This window comes from Candidatus Tisiphia endosymbiont of Nemotelus uliginosus, from assembly GCF_964264835.1.
Lineage (GTDB): Bacteria > Pseudomonadota > Alphaproteobacteria > Rickettsiales > Rickettsiaceae > Tisiphia.
In genome coordinates this window covers 829,883-849,305 of sequence record NZ_OZ183485.1, presented here as the reverse complement: position 1 = coordinate 849,305, position 19,423 = coordinate 829,883, and the positions used below count along the sequence as shown (strand labels likewise).

Below are 19,423 nucleotides of genomic sequence, written 5' to 3'. Positions count from 1 at the left end.
AACAATATACTTATTTTTAACGACTTAACCCCCCGCTTGGAGCTTTACCTACTACTGTTTTTGTCATTACCTCACCAAACTTCTTAACACTCTCTGCCAATTTACCAATTGCTATAGCATTCTCTACACTAGTTTTAACTGCATTCTTTACTATCGTAAACACTGCATTGCATGCCTCTTTTATTACGTCCTTTAATGCATTTAGAAATTCATTCTCTTGGATTGCTTTAAGGGAACTTGCAAATTTCTTATTAATTGGTTCCTTAAGTTTTTCCAATTGTTCTGCAGCAAATTTTGCTAAACGCCCAATCGGACTCGAATCATATTCTTGTCTATTTATTTTTTCACATGCATCCTTTAGATGCGCGCTTGTGCTCTTGTCATCTAATTTGCTCCACTCTGTCTGAAAGTTCAAAATTTTTGTTGCAACAGGACTCCAGTACCCTTCTAGTTCTTGAAGTGTATTGGAAGGTAACTTACCATTTTGTTTAGCATTCTTTAGCGTTTTATCTATTTGATCTACACATAGAAAAATTTCTGTGAATCCTACATTAAGTTTTTTGAAAGTTTGAATATCTAGATTTGTTGGTGTATTAGTCTCTCTATTATCGCCTCCAAATGTGTGAGCAACAGTGTGTCTTGTTACCATGATTTTATCCTTCCTTAATTAGACCATGTCATTTAAATCGCTATCCAAATGAGCTAAATTAATAACTCTTTTGTAGTATCTTACCACATTTTCTATAACTTAATACTATATTTTCTTTTAAAACACCCAAAAAAATAAATATTCTGATATAATTTATAATTGCGTAAACACCGCTGACATAATGTACTCTTAAAACCGTAAAAGCTGAATTTAGGGGCTTAGGTGCTTAACTTTATGTATAAACTACTAATTAATATTTGCATATTATGGAATAATATATTAAAATAAGACTTTTAATATATAGTAGGGAAGATTAGCAGAATTTGGCTTTGACAAATAGGCAGTAAAGACTTATAAACTAAAAACTGCATTTGCTTAGTTCTCCACATATTTAGTATTAGACAATATGAGATCTTTGACTCATATATCTTTACATTTTATCCTATTATTTTATTTAAGTAATTATCATATATTATGCTAAAAAATATCGATTGGCGTGCTTTTTCTGTACTGATTATCCTTCCTTTTGTACTGTTATATTTACTAGTGCAATATTCAGCTAATTATAGTATAGGTCTATTTGAAATAGGCTTATTGGTCGCAGGGTATTATGGATCTAATATAGCAGTAGGGGTAGGTTTGCACCGTTTGTGGTCACATCATTCCTTTAAAACAAACAAGGTAGTAGAGTTCTTGTTAGCGATTATGGCTGCTGCCACGCTGCAAGGACCAGTGCTATCGTGGGCATCAAATCATTATAAACATCATAGCTATACTGACAAAGATTTGGATCCTCACAGCCCATTAAAATTTAATAATAAAATCCTTGGATTTATATGGTCGCACATTGGTTGGATGATAATCGGTGGTAGCTATAAATCAATCGATCGTATTACTATGGTGAAACTTAGAAGGAATAAAATATTAAAATGGCAGTTAAAATATTATTGGGAAATCGCTATATTGATGAATAGCATTGTTCCTATGCTTATTGGCTATTTAATTAATGGAACTCTGATTGCTGCATATGCAGGTTTTTTATTTATTACTATAGGAAGAGCACTACAACAGCATGCAACTTTTTGCGTGAATTCACTATGTCATTTTATGGGTAGCAAAAAATATTATAAAGGTACTGCTGGAGATATTTGGTGGATGGCTTTATTTCTATTAGGAGAAAATTGGCATAATTTTCATCATGCTTTTCCTTCTGATTATCGCAATGGCGTTAAATGGTATCACTTTGATGTGCACAAATGGATAATATATTTAATGAGTAAAATAGGGTTAGCTTGGAACTTAGAACGTACCCAGAAAATTCGAATCCATGCCAAAATGCATGAAGTAAGTTCCAGTTTATTAGAGGGTCGGAAACAGCAATTAGGTTTACTACAAAGTAAAGTTGAACAATTAGTAGAACATATAAGGATGAAACTGCAAGAGCTTGAAAATTCATCTATTTCTATCAAAGAACAATTAAATAAGTCGTTTATGGAAATTCAGGAATCACTTAAAAAGCTAGCGGAGCAATTACATTCGTCAATACAACTAACTGAAAAATCGTCCGACCAATTACTGAAAATTGCTAGTAAGAAAATTAAGGGCAGTGAAGAAGCAATTTATCAACTATATCACAAGCTGGATCAACAACAATATCTTAGTAATTAGTCTTAAGTTCTAGTGTACGCTTATATAATGCAAGTATACTGATTTTATCTCAATATTTGCCTTCATTAAAAATTGAAATATAATAGATATTTATGCAAAATTTACCTCCTATTAAAGAGATGAGCTTTGAAGCTGCCTTAATGGAATTAAAAGAAATTATCAAAAAAATTGATGCTGGAGAAGAGAGCTTAGAATCATCAATTAATAACTTTGAAAGAGGGATTTTACTAAAAGAACATTGTGAAAAAAAGTTACATAACGCCCGCTTAAAAGTTGAAAAAATTACCAAATTAGCAGATTCTACGGTGATATTAGAAACAATCGATCCTTAAAAAGACGTTACTAAATTATTTGTAATTGACCGCAAATAGACGATAGAATCAACTGCAAGAAAAGCGAGGCAGTAGCAAAGCCTATTTCGATTAAGCATTTTAATTTTTATATTAGACTTCTTGTAGAGCGCGCTTCTGGTAGGGAATTTGAAAGTCAACTCTTCGCTTCAAACTGCAGCGTACGGCAGTAGTAGTGAGGATTTGAGCCTAGATTCATTGCCCAAATTACCATCGCCAGTAGAGTTTCGAAAGAAGTCTATTGAATGGTGGTTAAGTTATAAGCCTGTACTTTTAATTAACAACCACTAACCTCAGCTCTTGACTTTTATCCAATATATATTATATTGCTCTGCTAGAAACAACCATAAGTTACATTACTAAATAATAAGGTGTTATAACTTTCATGCTGTAGTGAAGGATACTTGAATTTTCATCAAGAGCTACCTCTAAAAGCTTATAGGTAATACGCATGCCCAACAAACAAATCGGCCAGATTTATGGTATTACTAGTTATGCCATTTCCCAAAACTAAATTAGCACTAGGAGTACGAGTGTCAGCTACCTCCGCGTACAGACGTGTCACACTACTGGACAAAAATAGAAAATGGTTAAAAAAGTACAAAAATTGTTATCTGCTAAAGCTCGTTTTTAGCAATTATTATCTCAAAAATAACATTTTGTACTTAAAATAATATGTTTTTTTAACCATTTTCTATTTTTGTCCAGTAGTGTGACAGACGTATACGTGAGGAGCAGCAGATCATGAAGTACGACGAACGTAGATAATTAGTTTTCGTAAATGGTATTAAATAGCGCAGGCTATACATAATTTTTATTATCTCCGCCTAATATAGGATTGACTAGGGAAATGCATATAGAGAAATTTAAAAAGCATTAAAATTACTGTTATTTTACACTGGCATAAAATGTTTTTTTGTGCTAGAAAGTTTGAAGTTGTTATACCAAAGTGCAAAATATTATCTATATCTAATATCTTGATACTTAGTGCTGCTACTATCAATTGTCACAGACTAAGTTCTTATATTACACAAGAGAAGATATAAAAATTAAATATAAAAGTTTTGCACTTAAATATTTTTCTAAATTAATTTAAATAAGTTGTGAGGTTCTAAATTATGAGTACAGATAAGGATGTCGAAAACACTGTTATTAAGACTGTTGCTAGCTCATTAAAAATAGATGAATCAAAAATAACCCCAGACTCTAGGTTTATTGAAGACCTGAGAGCAGATAGCCTAGACACTGTTGAATTAATGATGGCAATAGAAGCAAAATTTGGCTGTGATATACCAGATGAAGATGCAGGAAAAATTCTTACTGTTGCTGACGTAATACGTTATATCGAAAACAAACAAGCGGTAGTGAAAAGTTAAATGAGCTTTCATTAGATTTAACTATTATTTTGATTTTATGTTAAGAACTAACACTCAAAAATAGAACAAGTATGTTAACTAGACGAGTAGTGATAACAGGCCTCGGGCTAGTTACCCCTCTGGGTAACAATGTTAAGTCTTCTTGGAATGGTATTATAGAAGGACGGAGCGGTATTAAATCTATCACAGGGTTTAATGTTGATAATCTTGCGTGCAAGATAGCTGGCATAATTGATAAGTCAGACTCTAATGGTTTTAACCCCGAGGCATATATTAACCCTCGCAGTCTACATAAAATGGATTTATTCATCCAATACGGAATTGCCGCAGCAGTAGAAGCAATAGAAGATAGTGGCTGGAAAGCAACCGATGAATTATCAGCAAATAGAACAGGTATAATATTAGGATCAGGTATTGGTGGTCTTAAAATGATTGAAGAAACCTCTGTAAAATTTCATACAGATAATAGTGGTAAGGTTAGTCCTTTCTTCATTCCCGCCTCACTAATTAATCTCCTGGCTGGGCACGTATCAATTCAATATGGTTTTACTGGACCAAATCATGCCTCAGCAACAGCATGTTCTACAGGAGCCCATGCGATAGGTGATGCAATGCGTATGATTCAATATGGCACTGTCGATGTTATGATTGCTGGCGGAGCTGAAGCTCCCATTACTCCAGTGGGAGTCGCAGGTTTTATTGCTGCTAGGGCTTTATCAACTAAATATAATTCCACTCCTGAAATCGCCTCAAGACCTTGGGATAAAGACCGTGATGGTTTTATTATGGGTGAAGGGGCAGGCGTAGTAGTACTGGAAGAATATGAACATGCCCTGGCAAGAGGAGCTGAAATTTATGGGGAAATCGTAGGATATGGTTCTACTGGCGATGCTTATCATATCACCTCACCTCATCCTGAAGGTCGGGGTGCCTATAGAGCAATGGTTGAGGCTCTGAAAGATGCCAAAATTAGCGCTCACTTGATTGACTACATCAATGCTCATGGTACTTCTACTCCAATTGGTGATGTTATTGAGTTATTAGCTGTACAAAAATTATTTTTAGATGCTAACCCAAAAATCCTTATGTCATCTACTAAATCTTCTACAGGGCATTTACTTGGTGCAACTGGTAGCATGGAGCTCATCTTTTCGTTGCTTGCAATCCAGGATCAAGTGGCCCCTCCTACTTTAAATCTGCATAATTGCATAGAGGAAGCTAAAATAGATCTAGTACCATTAGAAGCAAGACAGACAAAAATTAATTATGTGCTTTCAAATTCCTTTGGTTTTGGGGGAACTAACGCCAGCTTGGTGGTTAAACGAATATAAGAGAAAAGCTTTATTTAATCATTCTATTTTTATTATTTCACTTATCTTTTAATTTTTGTTAATATATATTTAATCACCTTTTAAGAATTGGTAATTGAATATCAACAATTAAAATTATGAGGATTAAATGTCTGAAGATAATATCTTAGAATCACAAAATACATTTGAGAATGAGATAAAAACTATTTTATTGACTCATAATGCAAAGTATGATGCGGTATTATTAACTGAAGCAATTCACACGCTAGAACTGATTAAGAAAGCAACGGCTCTACCGCAGACACTTTCTACTTCTCACATTAAAGACAGGTGGGAGAAGATATTACGCCATTCCTTAAGCCATTTTGTTACATTATGGTCGCATAATCCAGAGCTAAAACAGTCATTACTTGATGTATTTCACAAAAATATGCCAAAAGCTCATTATAAAGAAATTATTAAGATTATTGATAGAATTGAAAACCCACTAAAAGCGGACATACCACAATGGGGTCCCACTCAATATGAGTTTGATCATGAGCAGCACGAAGAAAAGCGCAGGGTAGAAAGGCAAGATATACTTAATTCTACAGTATCCGAGTTTAACAATATTGCTATATCACCATTCTTTCAAAAAGAAGTAGGGCGTACAATTAGCAAAGAATTTACAACATTCATTAATCACATGGTTCAAGCTATCGGGCAAAACAAGAACAATATTACTCAACAAGAGCAGATCCTGAACACTTATGTAAAAGAGATAGATAAATGGTGGGAAAAGCAACTCCAGTATATAAATAAGCCTATTTGGCAAAAGTTAAAAGAAGTTATAAATTGTACATGGGAAGTAATCAAGTCATCTAAGTCTCCTATTTCTCAAAAGACGCAAGAGACGCGAGATAAACTGCACAAAGCCGTTAAGAATCTAATCTTTCCTAAGCAACTTGCGAGGGCACTAGACAAAATACCTCCCAGTATCATGCTACGAGAAGACGGTATTAATAAAATATCATCATCAAGAGCTGATCTTAGACATAGTGCTAATAAAACACGCGGTAGAACATAGGTTTAGTATATATGGGATCCTATGTACCGGCTCAAGGTCCACATTACCAATATCAATCTATTATTCAATAAATTAATCATTCTCTAACCATGTCCCCCCCTATTTATTACATTAAAAATGGTAATTTAAGTTTTGCGGATAAAGCGATCTTATCCAACCTGACACTTTATATTTATCAAGGAGATAAAATTTGCCTTATTGGAAAAAATGGCTGTGGTAAATCTAGTTTAATGAAGGTAATTTCAGGAAATTATGAACTGGATAATGGCGAATTATTTCATGATTCTAGTACCACAATCAATTATTTAAATCAGGAAGTTAAGCCTAATTTAAACTTACCTATCTATGATTTCGTGCTAGATCAATTTACAGAAAATGACGTTGATCACGTGTATAAAATTAATATTATCCTCGAGAAATTACAACTTGATAAGTCTAGTAATTTATCTACATGCTCAGGGGGACAAATTAGAAGAGCACACTTAGCAAAAACATTAGTAGCAGAACCAGAAATTCTCCTACTTGATGAGCCCACTAATCATCTTGATATCTCAACTATAGAATGGCTTGAAGAATATGTCAAAGCTTATAGCGGAGCCATTGTATGCGTCAGCCATGATAGAGCCTTTTTAACCAATGTGACTAATAAAATTTGGTGGCTTGATCGAGGAAATTTACGAAAGTCAGATAAAGGCTTTAAATATTTTGAAGAATGGCAAGAAACAATTATTCAACAAGAAGAAGTTATTTTAAAAAAGTTAAATAAAAAATTAGGAGTAGAAAATGATTGGCTCCAAACTGGCGTCACCGCCAGGCGTAAACGAAATCAAAAAAGACTAGCCGACTTAAAGCACTTGCGAGAAATAGCTAAGCAGCAAGCCAGCAAGCTAGCACTATCCAAACAAAGGGTCAAAATAGATAATATTGAAGATGCTAGTAAAAGTAAATTCATCATAGAGCTGGATAGCGTATCGTTTTATTACCCTCAAACCAAAATTATTGATAATTTTAGCTTTAGGGTTAAGAAAGGGGAAAAAATAGGAATAATTGGAGCAAATGGTTCAGGAAAAACCACCTTGATTAAATTAATAACCAAACAACTTGCTCCACTCTCAGGGAAAGTAATACATGGTACTAAATTAGAGATCTCTTATTTTGATCAGCATAGAGCCTGCTTAAACCATCACCATACATTACAACAAATACTATGCCCTACAGGCGGAGATCAAGTATTCTTACCTAATAAAACTATGCATGTTGCCGGATATTTAAAGCAATTCATGTTTGACCCTAAGCTTCTAACGAATAAAGTCGGAACTTTATCGGGTGGAGAAGCTAGTAGACTGCTCTTAGCTAAAACTCTAATTAATCCTGGTAATTTGCTAATTTTAGATGAACCAACCAACGATCTTGATATGGATAGTTTAGAGATCCTATTAGATATTCTAGGAGAATACCCTGGCACATTATTAATAATCAGTCATGACCGGGATTTTTTATATAGACTAGTCACTAGAACCTTAATTTTCTCTAATAACAAAATTATTGATATAGCAGGTAGTTATGAAGATTATCGTCAATTAGTGCATCAAGATTTACCCCCTAAACAAGCAGTAAAATTAGGCAACTACCCTATCAAGGTTAGTCTTAAAGAAGAGGGCAAAGCTAAAAAATTATCCTATAAATATCAGCGACTGCTTGAAACAATACCAATAGAAATAGATGATTTAGAATTAAAGATTAAAAATTTAGAATTAATATTAAGTGATAATTCATTATTTTCTACTAACCCTATTAAATTTAATCAAGCCAGCATAGAGCTCGCCACATCTCGAAAAAAGATTGAAGAGTTATTAAACCAGTGGCTAGAGATTGAAGGCTTCAACTAGGATCTAGGAACATTTCTCTTTCAGCTTTGTTTTTATACCTTCTTTTAAACCTTCATACAACTTAATTCATTGGGCTTTGTTTGATATTAGTTTAAATTTATTAATATAAATGTAACACTACTTATTAATTTATATACTAATTTAGTACAAACAATTTTTAAATAGCTGTGCGTTATATTATTATTAAATTTATGCGCTAATATTAATCTGAAGACAATTCTATTAGATATTTAGTCACTAAATAATAAAAACAGTGGAGTAGTAATGCCAGGACCCAAATTAGGGGAAAAATTTCCACAAATCCTAAATTTCGAAGATTTCCTACAGCAATTAAAGGAGACTCTTAAACCAGTGTCACATCCTCATTATATATCATTAGAAGAGGCAGAAGCACTAGCAGTGGCATCTCCCAAAGATCAAGCTCTCCAAAGACATGCAAACTTAAAGCGTGAACTATACAACAGAGTTAGTACTCAGGTTGTGGTCCTAAGAGATAAGATGGATCAGAAGGATAAGGACGATTATAAGGAATTGAGAGAATTGCAAACCACAATAGAGAAGGCCATAAAGAAAGACCCTGAATTAAAAACAAAGCTGATCCCTGAGGAGGTAGCAGCACATTTTGTAAATATTAAAACATCTATAGAGAGCAGAAATAGCATAGCGAAGATAAAAGCAGCAGCGCTTAAGATAGCTGAGGAGAAAGATCTGCCGCAAAAGATGAAAGAAGAAAAATCAAATAGCCCAAATAAGAGCGTTCCTATAATGAAGCAACTTAAAAACAAGTTGGGCATGTCAAAATAATTGGTTTTGTCTCATATGAGCTCAAGGTTGCGTACCGGCACTATCTTGATGTTTGGAGCAATATATAGGTATGCTGCTCGTACCTGAAGAGTTAGTATACGAAGGTCAACTTCAAGAAGAGCTAGAAGTGCCAAAGCCCGAGGAGCACAGCGTGCATATTAGTACGTGAGCACCGCAAATCTTTAGGCACGATAGAGCTCAATTCTTAAATTTCATCGAGTATAGCTCTTCTATAATTCTTCCCCCTGATAAATAGGCTCTATCCCATATAACGATACTAATCTTTCCAAAACTCTTCCAACCGTAGGCGCAGCCGTCCACCGAGCAGTGGCAAATCCAAATGTTTCTTTAGTACCTTTTGGTTCATCAAACATAATATATATGACGTATTGAGGATTATAGGAGGGCAGTATTCCTAAAAATGATGAAGCTCTACTATTTTTAAGGTACCTTTTTTTACCAGGCCCGGAAGATAGTTTTTCTGCTGTCCCCGTTTTACCACCCACTAAATAACCTTTAACCTCAGCTCGTGCTCCTGTTCCTTCTTTTACTACTGCTCGAAATAACTGTCTCATTTGCTTAGAAGTTCGCTCAGAAAAAACTCGTGTCCCCATAATCCTGTCTCTAGGTTTTTTTACTAAGCTAAGCTCATACAATATCCCGCCATTTATTACCGGGATTACTGCTTGGATAAAATGTAAAGGACTCACTGATAAACCATAGCCATAAGACATAGTAGCGGTCGTCAGATCGCTCCATCTTTTATCAGAGGGAAATAATGGTGTACCTCTTTCTGGAACCTCAATCTTCAGTTGATCTAATAAACCTAATTTCTTTAAATATTCCTTAAACTGCTTCTTTCCAACCTCAAAAATAATTTGAGTAACTCCTATATTTGACGAATGTAGAAAAATTTCTGAAACACTATGCCAACCTGGCATATAATGAGTATCTTTTATATTAAACCCCCCTACTTGCAGATAGCTAGTATCATAAGCATCATTCATCGTGATACAATTAACATCAAATGCTACTGCCATAGTTAAAGCTTTAAAGACAGAACCCATCTCATATATTCCAAGACTTGCCATATTAAATAATTCGTCTGGTTTAGCGAAATTAGGATAATGGGGATCAAAATCCGGCTTACTCACAAATGCTAGAATCTCGCCATTATTAGGATTAGCAATTATGCCTACTGCTCCTTTAGCATTAAATTCCTTAGCAGTACGCTCTATCTCTTCATTTAAAATATTCTGTAACCTCACATCTATAGTTAATTCTAAAGGTTTTTTCAGTTGATCTTCTTTACTTCTATCGGGGTCGGAATTAGTCAAAAACTGATCATAGGCTCGCTCTAAACCTGCTATACCTACCAAATCCCTATTAACATATCCTATTACATGCGATAGCAGGTTAGAAAAAGTATAAACTCGTTTTTGTTCCTGCTCCAATACAAAGCCCGGCATCCCTAAATTGGCTATTGCTTCTTGTTCCTTTGGTAATAGATCTCTTTGCACCCATACAAAAGTTTTATCGGTTTTAAGGTCAGCAAGTAACTTAGCTTGATCAAGCTTAGGTAGAATTTGTGTTAATTTGTCTAAACATTGTGTGGGATTAATTACTTTTTGAGGATTGACATAGAGAGACGCAGAAGGTAAGTTTACAGCTAATAAAGTACCATTACGATCTATGATTTCCTTACGAAATGTATTTTTTATCGAATACTCAGTTTGTTTTACATAATCACTAGTGGCTATCATTATTAAGCGGTATGACAAGCCACAAAAAAATAACGCAAAACACCCACTAACAGTTAATAATCTAATTTTTATATTGTCAACCGAAACATCCCACAAAATAATATCGCTAAAATTTCTAGTGACTTTTATTAAAATATTTTTAATAACAAACATTAAATTAGTAATCTGCATAGATTATTCCACCTTCTTACTAGACACCGTTTTAATATATCTATTATTATTATGGGTTTTATAGCGCCATTTAGTAGTGGTTTTAGTCAAATATTGTAGATCTTGTGGCACCGCAATGACATATTTAGTCGCGACGCGAGATAAAGGATCACTAACCATTTGGGCCACCTTAATATTATCTAATTGCAAATATAATAACATTAATTTTCTAAGTCTAACTGGCGAGGTCAGATATGCTTGTTCTGCTTTTAAGATATGTAACATATTATTCTCTTCTACTAGCTGTTTGGAAACTGTACTAACCTGATAATGTAAGCTAGCAACTTTATCTTTAATAGAAAATAAACCATAAATAGCTAAAGCTATAATAATTACCACTATATAACTTATTATCCTAATTAACATCATGATACAATTCTCCTTGAAAATATCGGCATTAAGAAATTCTAGGTTCTTATATCTTGTCCAACTCTTAATTTAGCAGAGCGGGCCCTTGGGTTGTTGATGATCTCACTTAATGGTGGGCTTAATGGTTTTTTTGTCAGTATTCTGAGCCATTTATTACTATTCTCCCTTTGATCTTGTTCGGATTTGACTGAATATTTAGAGTAAGCTACCAATTTAGGGGAATTGGCTTTAAAAAAATTCTTAACGATGCGATCTTCTAGAGAATGAAAAGATACAATAATTAATTTGCCCCTCTTGGCTAAAATATTTTTACAGTTATTAAGGAACTGTTCTAACTGAGCTAATTCATCATTAACGTAAATGCGTAGCGCCTGAAAAGTTTTAGTCGCAGAATCGATTTTACCTCGCCTAAGACCTATGGTACTATGGACAATGCTTGCTAACCTTGAGGTGGTAGTTATAGCTTCCTGCTGTCTCTGCTCAATAATTTTGCGAGCTATTTTCCGGGAATAAGTTTCATCGCCATATTGATAGATAACATCTGCTATTTCTTGCTCAGTAGCATTATTAATAAAATCTGCAGCACTATAACCGCTACTACTCATCCGCATGTCAAGGGGTCCCTCATGAGTAAATGAAAAACCTCTGTCACTAGAATCAAGTTGCATAGAAGACACTCCTAAATCCATGACAATGCCATCAAATCGTGCCGACCCTAATTTAATAACACTACCTGCAAAATCTGACTGAATAAATTGCATTCTACCCGGATAATCGTTGATTAACTGCTGTGCATAAATTTTAACATTTGGATCCCTATCAATTGCTACTAAATTGCCATTACAAGCCTCAAGTATCATCCTACTGTAGCCCCCAAAACCAAAAGTACAATCTAAATAATTACCCTGATCATTAGGCTGTAAAAATTCCTTAACTTTATTTAGCATCACTGGTATATGGCGTAATTCCTTGTGATCTTGCTGCCCAGAATTAGGCTCTCCAATCTGCAAATTTTCTATATCGTGTAGTGAATTCCCCTGATATAATTTAGTCTTAGGGCGTTTTGTAGCTAAATGCTTTAAACTATTTGACAAGTTGTGACCCATCTTCTTAAATATTTTTTAAAGTTAAACGATTACCTTGAGCGATCTTCCTAGCAGCAGCCAGATATACTTCAAAATTTTGAGGGCACCACATTTCAAAAATCAACCCTTTACCTACAAAACACACTTGCTCTGTGATATTAGCATGTTCTACCAAAGCTTTGGGTAATACTACCCTTCCTTCACTATCTAAGGTAAGTTGCACCGCTTCCCCTAGAATGATTGTTTCAAAAGCATCACGTTCTTCCGAATATGGATCCAGAGTCTGAATTATCTGGCTTAACTCTTCCAGTCTTTTGATACTACACGCCTCAACACATTTATTCCTAAAAGATGGGTAAGCGATAACCCCCTTAAATGACTGCTCTTCCAAAATGGACCTATAACTCGCAGGTATTGACACCCGTCCCTTCTTATCAAGATTATTAATATATTTAGATAAAAAAATACTCATCGATATTTTTATTTGGTACGGGCCTTTTGTCAGTCTAAGCTTTTAATATTTCCCAATAACGCTACAATACATTTAATATAAGTTTGGTAAAATTTGGGATAAAATGGGATTATATGGTATTTCCAAGATATTAGACTACAACTATAGAGTCAAGAATTTTCAAATAGCTCTCGAATAAATTATATTTTTTCTACAAGGGAGTGATATAGAAGCATCAAATGGCGCTTTATTGAGCAAAATTATAAGAAACCGCAGACAAATCAATGCACTATATTAATTGCTAGCACCGGTTATTTAACGTATACTCTGCTCTTAATCCGTAGGAAATCTAGGTTCTGTTCACAAAACCTAACTATTAACTAGTGGTATATAACTGAAAGCAGAAAATAGCAGCAAAACTGAGGTTAGATGACTATTGACATTATCATGGTATTTTCATACTTAATATTGTTACTTATTGTAGGTATATATAATAAATCAAAGCTTACTAGCTTTACCAATTATGCAAATATCCGAAATAATATTAGCAATAATAAATTATTCCTAATCGCCACTATTTTTGCATCTTCTGTTGGCGGAGCTACCACTTTTGGACTATCAGAAAAAGCGTTTTCTGGAGATATCTCGTATACATATGGTTTAATACTTGCTATACCAGTGGATATATTAATAGCTATCTACCTAGTACCCCAAATCATCAAACATTACGGGGCTCAGAGTATAGGGGATATAATGGCTATACATTATGGAAGGCTAGGACGCTTTATTGCAGGTCTTACTACTATTATTGTATCTATAGGTTTTGTGGGAGCACAAATAAGCGTCAGCGGTTATATTTTCCAATATTTATTACACATTAACTATATAGAAGGAGTAATACTAAGTTACGGTATTGTTATCATCTATACTACTTTAGGCGGAATACAATCAATAATATTTACTAATCTAATACAGTTTTTTGCCATGATAATAGCTATTCCGATTATAGCAATATGTGGCCTCCAAGAGATTGGGTTTCTTAACTTCTTTCAACAGATTCCTCCCCAGAAAGTATATCTTTTCCATAATCATAGCTTTGATAATGCTTTACTTCTCAACACCATCACCGCGATGCTGGGTTTTTATGTAATGAATTTATATCCCCATTTCATTCAAAGAACCTTAATGAATAAAAATTCAAAAGAAACCAGCAAAGCGATATATATAAAATCTGCTATATATGCCGTATTCTTAGTATTTGTTACTATCAATGGGTTAATTGCTTATTATCTCTTTCCTAATCAAACTTCTACTCTTGCTCTTCCTTATCTTATTGGCCAGGTAGTACCTGCAGGATTACAAGGAATTGTTATAATTGGATTATTAGCAGCAGTGATGTCTACTGCTGATTCTGATTTAAATATCACGACTATAGCTTTAATAAAAGATTTGTTAAACCCTTTATTAAAAATACAAGACCAAGGGCGCTTATTAATAATTGCTCGAATTACTAATGTGCTAATTGGCAGTATTGCCATAATAATTTCTTTAAAATTTAATAATGTAATTGATTTAGTAGTATTTATTACAGGATTTTGGGGCCCTATCATATTGATTCCTTTAATATTTTCTCTATTCGGTATTACTATATCAACATTTATGATGGTTATCAGTGGCAGTATCGGCAGCATCACTTTTCTTATGTGGGAAAATCTGGGGGGTAGACAGTGGTATGGAGTCAGGGGAGTATTTGTTGGCACTATGGCAAGTTTAATGATATCTTGTATAGGTTTAATATGGAAAAGAGTAAAGTTATCTCATTAATCTGATATTTTTATAGGTAGTGGCATAATTATCATACACTTCAACTTTTCTTTCTCGCCATAAATAGTGAAACCCCTATACCGCCCGCTAACAGCATAATAATTACCAGTAATGAGAAGTAAGAGGAGATATTAATGAAATGCATCACAAATATTTTAACTCCAATAAATATTAAAATAATTGCTAGAGAATATCTTAGATACTTAAAACGCTCTATAAGGTTAGCTAAACAAAAAAACAAATTACGTAAACCTAATACCGCAAAAATATTAGAAGTATATATTATAAAGCTATCATGAGTAATAGCGAATATAGCGGGGATACTATCAAGAGCAAACACTGCATCCATTGCTTCTATAATTATTAAAGACCCCAAGATAGGGGTGATACTTACTTGCCCATTTTGTATTACAAAATATCTATAACCCCTTACTGTATCAGTAAGATTACAATATTTCTGTAAAAACTGATAAATATAGGATTGCCTGATATTAAATTTTTCTTTACTTACATAAAATGTTTTAACACCCGTAATGATAAGTATTCCTCCCAGCACATATAAGAGCCACGAGAATTGAGCAATCGCTACTATACCAAAGTAAATTATTATTCCTCTAAAAAATAGGACCCCTAGCACTCCCAAAAATAATATTCTATGTTGGTACATTAAAGGGATAGAAAAAAACTGGAAAATCATTGAGATAACAAAGATATTATCCAACGACATGGCTTTTTCTATAAAAAAACAAGTGAAATACTCTAGAGCTTTCTCGCTCCCACTATCAAAGAAAATAAACATGCCAAAGGCACAGGATATAGCTAGATAGAACAGACTAGAATAAATACTTTGACGAAAAGTAATTACCGTATTGTGTTTATGAGTAAAGCCTAGATCATGAATTAATAATCCTACGATTATAATAGTAAAAATTAGCCAACCCACTCTCGTCTCCTATAATTAATCCCAATTCTTGAACTCCATTGAGTATATTATTTAAGCATTACCGACACGTGAAGTAAAATGAGATTTTTTTATACCGAGCTTTTCTAAAGCATTATTCCACTTATTTTCAGGATTATCAGCAAAGATGAATTCTTTATCAGTATCCAGCACTATCCATAAATTATCTTTAAGTTCTGCTTCGAGCTGTCCGGCTTTCCAAGAAGTATAGCCAATAATAAATAGACTATTTTTAGGCCCCTGCCCCGCAGCAATATCATAAGATATTTTATGATTAGAGCTAACAGCTAAGTGATTTTGAAATTTTAACAATAAATTTTTATCATAATCATCAGAATGTAGAAAAAACCCACGTTCATGTTCTACTGGTCCGCCTAAATATATAGGCATTACAATATTGCTTGGTACTTGATCATCTACTATTTTAAAAAATGATTTAACCTCTATTTGATTAACTAAATGATTAAATATCAAACCCATAGCACCTTCTTCAGTATGAGATAACATATAAATAAGGGATTTATTAAATATACCCTCAAACATATAAGGGGTAGATATTAAAACCTTACCAGATAAATTATCAAAAATCTTATCATTGACGCGCATAAAGCCTATTATAATTTCAAAATATTATTATAATTTTTCATATAACATGAGCTGTTGATATATATAATATAAAATCCTCTCTATTCAATAGAAAAATTTTAGGTTGTGTTGACAAATTTTTTAGTAGATTTTTTGAAAAAATTCTTACCGAAAATATAAATGTCCGGCTGCAAGAGGTAAAGAAGTCTATTTAATCAAAAAAAGCAAGATATGCTCACCTGGTTTGATCTCACAATATTAACCATAATTACTGCTTCCTCCTTGTTAGGATTATATGGTGGCCTGATAAAACTTATCATTGGTACATTAGGGTTTATATGCTCAATTATTATTACTTATTTTTTCTCCCCATACCTCACTAAAGTTATTACTAAATATTTGGGTGATTCTATAACTTTAGAAATCGTATCTGGTATTATTTCTTATATTATCTCTTTAATAATATGTAGTCTAGTAACTAGTAAATTTATTACAATAGTATCTGTTATTAGAGGGGGGATGATTGATAGAACTCTTGGACTTACTGCTGGTTTCCTTAGAGGAACTATAATCGGTTTACTATTATTCAAGACTGTAGTCATTCTCTTTGCTGATAGTTCTTTCAAAACCAAGTCCCTAACAGACATTCTCCAAAATGCTACTATAGATAAGTACCCAAATTGGCTGCAAAATTCTGCTACGACCCCTTATTTTCATACAATAAGTAAAAATTTGATGGATATTCTACCTTTACACCGGTTAGAATTAATTAAATTACCTTATCACTCCAAAAAAGCTGATTCTAAGAATGTGCCTAAAAAACCACACTTTCCTAAGAATTCCACCCCTAAAAATATGCACATTATGAAAGAGCTCAATCAAGTGCTAGACGAAATGCTTATAGACAGAAAAGATAATAAAGATTAAAAAGATTAAAAAGATTATAATCAATTCAAGATAACTGGTACCGTTATGACTATTTTATCGTTACATGCTTAAATGCCTATCAACTTACTATGCGAGATAATATATGAAGTCTTATACTATTATAGAGCATTTTTCAGAGCTAAAAACTAGAATTTTTAGAATATTTTTGGCTTTCACTATTTGTTTTATTATCTGCTATTATTTTAGTAATAATATATATAATATTTTATTAGAACCGCTTGCTAGATTAAGTGAGAATAGTACCAGAAAAATTATTTACACTGGTCTGACTGAAGCATTTTTTACTTATATCACACTAGCAGCTTTTTTTGCATTATTACTTACTATGCCACTTATTGCGCTAGAATTTTATTTATTTATCAGACCGGGCCTATATAATAATGAAAAAAAATATGCTGCCATTTTACTGGGGATGTCTCCTATCCTCTTTTGGAGTGGTAGTATATTTGTATTCCATTTTGTGATGCCGCGAGCATGGCAATTTTTTCTAAGCTTCGAAAATAATAATATTATTGTTCCAATAATACTAGAAGCAAAAATTAGTGAATATTTACATTTAGTAATTCAATTAATCCTTGCATTTGGTATAGCTTTTCAGTTACCAATTATCATATTAATATTGAATTTATTAAAAATATTACAAGCTAAAGATTTAAGTAACAAACGAAGATTATCGATTGTCATTAATTTTATTATTGCAGGAATCATAACGCCGCCGGATATATTAAGCCAGTTTGCCCTTGCAATACCAATGATTTTATTATATGAGGTGTCAATTATTATGTGTAAACTTGTAGAAAACCGAGGAACCCAATGTTAGATATAAAGTGGATTAGAGAAAACAAACAAAAATTTGATGATTTACTGATTAAACGCGGTATTCCTCCGATGTCTGATCAAATTACTAAATTAGATGAGAATAAACGTCAATTAACTAATTTAATTCAGCAATTGCAGCATGCACGCAAGAAAAAATCAAAAGAACTTGGTAGTATTATGGTTAACAAATCGACTGACGACCTTGAGACAATGAAACGTGATGTAGACGATATTAATGAAAAATTAGAAGAATTACATTCAAAATTAAATAGTAACCAGGAACTACACAATATATTAGAGTTACTCCCTAATCTCCCTGATGATGATGTACCATGTGGTACTGATGAAAGCATGAATAAACTTATTAGAACAGTTGGAGAAATTACTCCTAAATTATTTATCCCTAAGCAACATTTTGAGCTTGGAGAAAATTTGGAAATGATGGATTTTGTTAATACTGCCAAAATATCTGGTAGCCGATTTGTCACCCTACGAGGAGATCTAGCGCGGCTAGAACGCGCTTTAATCAACTTTATGATGGATACCCATACTCAAGAGTTCGATTTTACCGAATTATCTCCGCCATCACTAGTACGCTCAACTGCTATGTATAATACCGGACAATTACCAAAATTTGCTACTGATTCGTTTGAAACGGTCAATGATTATAGACTTATTCCTACTGGTGAAGTCTCTCTGGTGAATATGGTGGCTGATACTATCATTGCTAGAGAAGAATTACCGATTCGTTATGTTGCACATACTCCTTGCTTTAGGTCTGAAGCAGGAAGCAGTGGCAAAGATACCAGAGGTATGATCCGCCTGCATCAATTTAGTAAAGTTGAATTAGTCACCATTACTACCGCGGACGAATCCAAACAGGAACATGAATATATCACTAATGCTGCAGAAACACTGCTAAAAAAGCTTGATTTACCATATAGAATTATGCTGCTCTGTACTGGGGATATGGGGTTTGCTGCCAACAAAACCTATGATATAGAAGTATGGTTACCAGGACAAAAATTATATCGCGAAATCTCTAGCTGCTCAAATTGTGGAGATTTTCAAGCACGCAGAATGAAAGCACGATATAAAGAGTTTGGCAGTTTGGACATGACTTTTGTTCATACTTTAAATGGCTCAGGCCTACCAATTGGGCGTACAATAGTTGCGATATTAGAAAATTATCAAAATGCCGATGGGTCAATCACTATTCCAGAGGTTTTGATAAGCTATATGGGAGGAACAAAAAAAATTCATAATTGTAAAGAGTAAAAATTTTTATTAGGTATA

18 protein-coding genes and 1 pseudogene are annotated in these 19,423 nt (G+C 33.5%); 12 read left to right on the top strand and 7 right to left on the bottom strand.

Annotated elements, in window-relative coordinates; genetic code table 11:
- Positions 1–16 precede the first annotated feature (16 nt).
- Complete coding sequence (locus ACFELV_RS03735) at positions 17–649, bottom strand: hypothetical protein (protein ID WP_375326810.1); 633 nt, start codon at positions 647–649, stop codon at positions 17–19.
- 474 nt (positions 650–1,123) lie between these two features.
- Between ACFELV_RS03735 and ACFELV_RS03730 the strand changes: the two genes are divergently transcribed.
- The 8 genes from ACFELV_RS03730 (at position 1,124) to ACFELV_RS03695 (ending at position 9,112) form a co-directional block, all read left to right on the top strand.
- The gene (locus tag ACFELV_RS03730) at positions 1,124–2,317 is read left to right on the top strand and encodes a fatty acid desaturase (protein ID WP_375326809.1); all 1,194 of its coding nucleotides are present in this window, start codon (positions 1,124–1,126) and stop codon (positions 2,315–2,317) included.
- Positions 2,318–2,409: 92 nt separating this feature from the next.
- On the top strand, positions 2,410–2,649 hold the full coding sequence (locus tag ACFELV_RS03725; RefSeq protein ID WP_375326808.1) for an exodeoxyribonuclease VII small subunit: 240 nt from the start codon (positions 2,410–2,412) through the stop codon (positions 2,647–2,649).
- Between the two features lie 147 nt (positions 2,650–2,796).
- Positions 2,797–2,958 carry a hypothetical protein gene (locus ACFELV_RS03720; RefSeq protein WP_375326807.1) on the top strand — a complete coding sequence of 54 codons (162 nt, stop codon included), beginning with the start codon at positions 2,797–2,799 and terminating at the stop codon, positions 2,956–2,958.
- A gap of 827 nt (positions 2,959–3,785) precedes the next feature.
- Positions 3,786–4,043, top strand: coding sequence for an acyl carrier protein (gene acpP, locus ACFELV_RS03715; protein WP_375326806.1), 258 nt, complete (start codon positions 3,786–3,788; stop codon positions 4,041–4,043).
- A 71-nt stretch (positions 4,044–4,114) separates the two neighbouring features.
- A complete protein-coding gene (gene fabF, locus ACFELV_RS03710; RefSeq protein ID WP_375326805.1) occupies positions 4,115–5,374 on the top strand; it encodes a beta-ketoacyl-ACP synthase II in 1,260 nt (419 codons plus the stop codon).
- A gap of 127 nt (positions 5,375–5,501) precedes the next feature.
- On the top strand, positions 5,502–6,419 hold the full coding sequence (locus tag ACFELV_RS03705; RefSeq protein ID WP_375326804.1) for a hypothetical protein: 918 nt from the start codon (positions 5,502–5,504) through the stop codon (positions 6,417–6,419).
- Positions 6,420–6,508: 89 nt separating this feature from the next.
- Positions 6,509–8,308 (top strand): ABC-F family ATP-binding cassette domain-containing protein, encoded by a 1,800-nt coding sequence (locus ACFELV_RS03700; protein WP_375326803.1) that lies wholly within the window; start codon positions 6,509–6,511, stop codon positions 8,306–8,308.
- 264 nt (positions 8,309–8,572) lie between these two features.
- Positions 8,573–9,112 (top strand): hypothetical protein, encoded by a 540-nt coding sequence (locus ACFELV_RS03695; RefSeq protein ID WP_375326802.1) that lies wholly within the window; start codon positions 8,573–8,575, stop codon positions 9,110–9,112.
- Between the two features lie 230 nt (positions 9,113–9,342).
- On the opposite strand, the gene ACFELV_RS03690 is transcribed toward ACFELV_RS03695, so the two are convergent.
- The 4 genes from ACFELV_RS03690 to ACFELV_RS03675 form a co-directional block, all read right to left on the bottom strand.
- Positions 9,343–11,019, bottom strand: a complete 1,677-nt coding sequence (locus ACFELV_RS03690; RefSeq protein ID WP_375327503.1) for a peptidoglycan D,D-transpeptidase FtsI family protein — start codon at positions 11,017–11,019, stop codon at positions 9,343–9,345.
- A 30-nt stretch (positions 11,020–11,049) separates the two neighbouring features.
- Entirely contained in the window at positions 11,050–11,454 is a 405-nt protein-coding gene (locus ACFELV_RS03685; protein ID WP_375326801.1) for a hypothetical protein, read from the bottom strand.
- Between the two features lie 38 nt (positions 11,455–11,492).
- Positions 11,493–12,458 (bottom strand): 16S rRNA (cytosine(1402)-N(4))-methyltransferase RsmH, encoded by a 966-nt coding sequence (rsmH, locus tag ACFELV_RS03680; RefSeq protein ID WP_375327502.1) that lies wholly within the window; start codon positions 12,456–12,458, stop codon positions 11,493–11,495.
- Between the two features lie 106 nt (positions 12,459–12,564).
- Positions 12,565–13,011 (bottom strand): division/cell wall cluster transcriptional repressor MraZ, encoded by a 447-nt coding sequence (locus ACFELV_RS03675; protein WP_375326800.1) that lies wholly within the window; start codon positions 13,009–13,011, stop codon positions 12,565–12,567.
- A gap of 408 nt (positions 13,012–13,419) precedes the next feature.
- Between ACFELV_RS03675 and ACFELV_RS03670 the strand changes: the two genes are divergently transcribed.
- Positions 13,420–14,814, top strand: coding sequence for a sodium:solute symporter (locus ACFELV_RS03670; protein ID WP_375326799.1), 1,395 nt, complete (start codon positions 13,420–13,422; stop codon positions 14,812–14,814).
- A gap of 40 nt (positions 14,815–14,854) precedes the next feature.
- On the opposite strand, the gene ACFELV_RS03665 is transcribed toward ACFELV_RS03670, so the two are convergent.
- Both ACFELV_RS03665 and ACFELV_RS03660 read right to left on the bottom strand, forming a co-directional pair.
- Positions 14,855–15,757: a TerC/Alx family metal homeostasis membrane protein gene (locus tag ACFELV_RS03665; RefSeq protein ID WP_375326798.1), complete on the bottom strand. Its 903-nt coding sequence runs from the start codon at positions 15,755–15,757 to the stop codon at positions 14,855–14,857.
- A gap of 51 nt (positions 15,758–15,808) precedes the next feature.
- Positions 15,809–16,381, bottom strand: coding sequence for a YqgE/AlgH family protein (locus ACFELV_RS03660; protein ID WP_375326797.1), 573 nt, complete (start codon positions 16,379–16,381; stop codon positions 15,809–15,811).
- Between the two features lie 210 nt (positions 16,382–16,591).
- Between ACFELV_RS03660 and ACFELV_RS03655 the strand changes: the two genes are divergently transcribed.
- From ACFELV_RS03655 to serS, 3 genes and pseudogenes are all read left to right on the top strand, one after another.
- Entirely contained in the window at positions 16,592–17,287 is a 696-nt protein-coding gene (locus ACFELV_RS03655) for a CvpA family protein (protein ID WP_375326796.1), read from the top strand.
- A gap of 103 nt (positions 17,288–17,390) precedes the next feature.
- A pseudogene (gene tatC / locus ACFELV_RS03650) lies at positions 17,391–18,144 on the top strand (twin-arginine translocase subunit TatC).
- Positions 18,122–19,405: a serine--tRNA ligase gene (gene serS / locus ACFELV_RS03645; RefSeq protein WP_375326795.1), complete on the top strand. Its 1,284-nt coding sequence runs from the start codon at positions 18,122–18,124 to the stop codon at positions 19,403–19,405. The pseudogene tatC and the gene serS overlap by 23 nt, the downstream one beginning before the upstream one ends.
- Positions 19,406–19,423: the final 18 nt, after the last annotated feature.

What these genes read in the sequence shown, in the direction of transcription:
- serS (WP_375326795.1), top strand. Translation starts at nt 18,122, where the DNA reads ATGTTAGATATAAAGTGGATTAGAGAAAACAAACAAAAATTTGATGAT.
- ACFELV_RS03670 (WP_375326799.1), top strand. Translation starts at nt 13,420, where the DNA reads ATGACTATTGACATTATCATGGTATTTTCATACTTAATATTGTTACTT.
- ACFELV_RS03705 (WP_375326804.1), top strand. Translation starts at nt 5,502, where the DNA reads ATGTCTGAAGATAATATCTTAGAATCACAAAATACATTTGAGAATGAG.
- ACFELV_RS03730 (WP_375326809.1), top strand. Translation starts at nt 1,124, where the DNA reads ATGCTAAAAAATATCGATTGGCGTGCTTTTTCTGTACTGATTATCCTT.
- ACFELV_RS03675 (WP_375326800.1), bottom strand. Translation starts at nt 13,011, where the DNA reads ATGAGTATTTTTTTATCTAAATATATTAATAATCTTGATAAGAAGGGA.
- ACFELV_RS03725 (WP_375326808.1), top strand. Translation starts at nt 2,410, where the DNA reads ATGCAAAATTTACCTCCTATTAAAGAGATGAGCTTTGAAGCTGCCTTA.
- ACFELV_RS03685 (WP_375326801.1), bottom strand. Translation starts at nt 11,454, where the DNA reads ATGATGTTAATTAGGATAATAAGTTATATAGTGGTAATTATTATAGCT.
- acpP (WP_375326806.1), top strand. Translation starts at nt 3,786, where the DNA reads ATGAGTACAGATAAGGATGTCGAAAACACTGTTATTAAGACTGTTGCT.
- fabF (WP_375326805.1), top strand. Translation starts at nt 4,115, where the DNA reads ATGTTAACTAGACGAGTAGTGATAACAGGCCTCGGGCTAGTTACCCCT.
- ACFELV_RS03735 (WP_375326810.1), bottom strand. Translation starts at nt 649, where the DNA reads ATGGTAACAAGACACACTGTTGCTCACACATTTGGAGGCGATAATAGA.
- ACFELV_RS03695 (WP_375326802.1), top strand. Translation starts at nt 8,573, where the DNA reads ATGCCAGGACCCAAATTAGGGGAAAAATTTCCACAAATCCTAAATTTC.
- ACFELV_RS03700 (WP_375326803.1), top strand. Translation starts at nt 6,509, where the DNA reads ATGTCCCCCCCTATTTATTACATTAAAAATGGTAATTTAAGTTTTGCG.
- ACFELV_RS03660 (WP_375326797.1), bottom strand. Translation starts at nt 16,381, where the DNA reads ATGCGCGTCAATGATAAGATTTTTGATAATTTATCTGGTAAGGTTTTA.
- ACFELV_RS03655 (WP_375326796.1), top strand. Translation starts at nt 16,592, where the DNA reads ATGCTCACCTGGTTTGATCTCACAATATTAACCATAATTACTGCTTCC.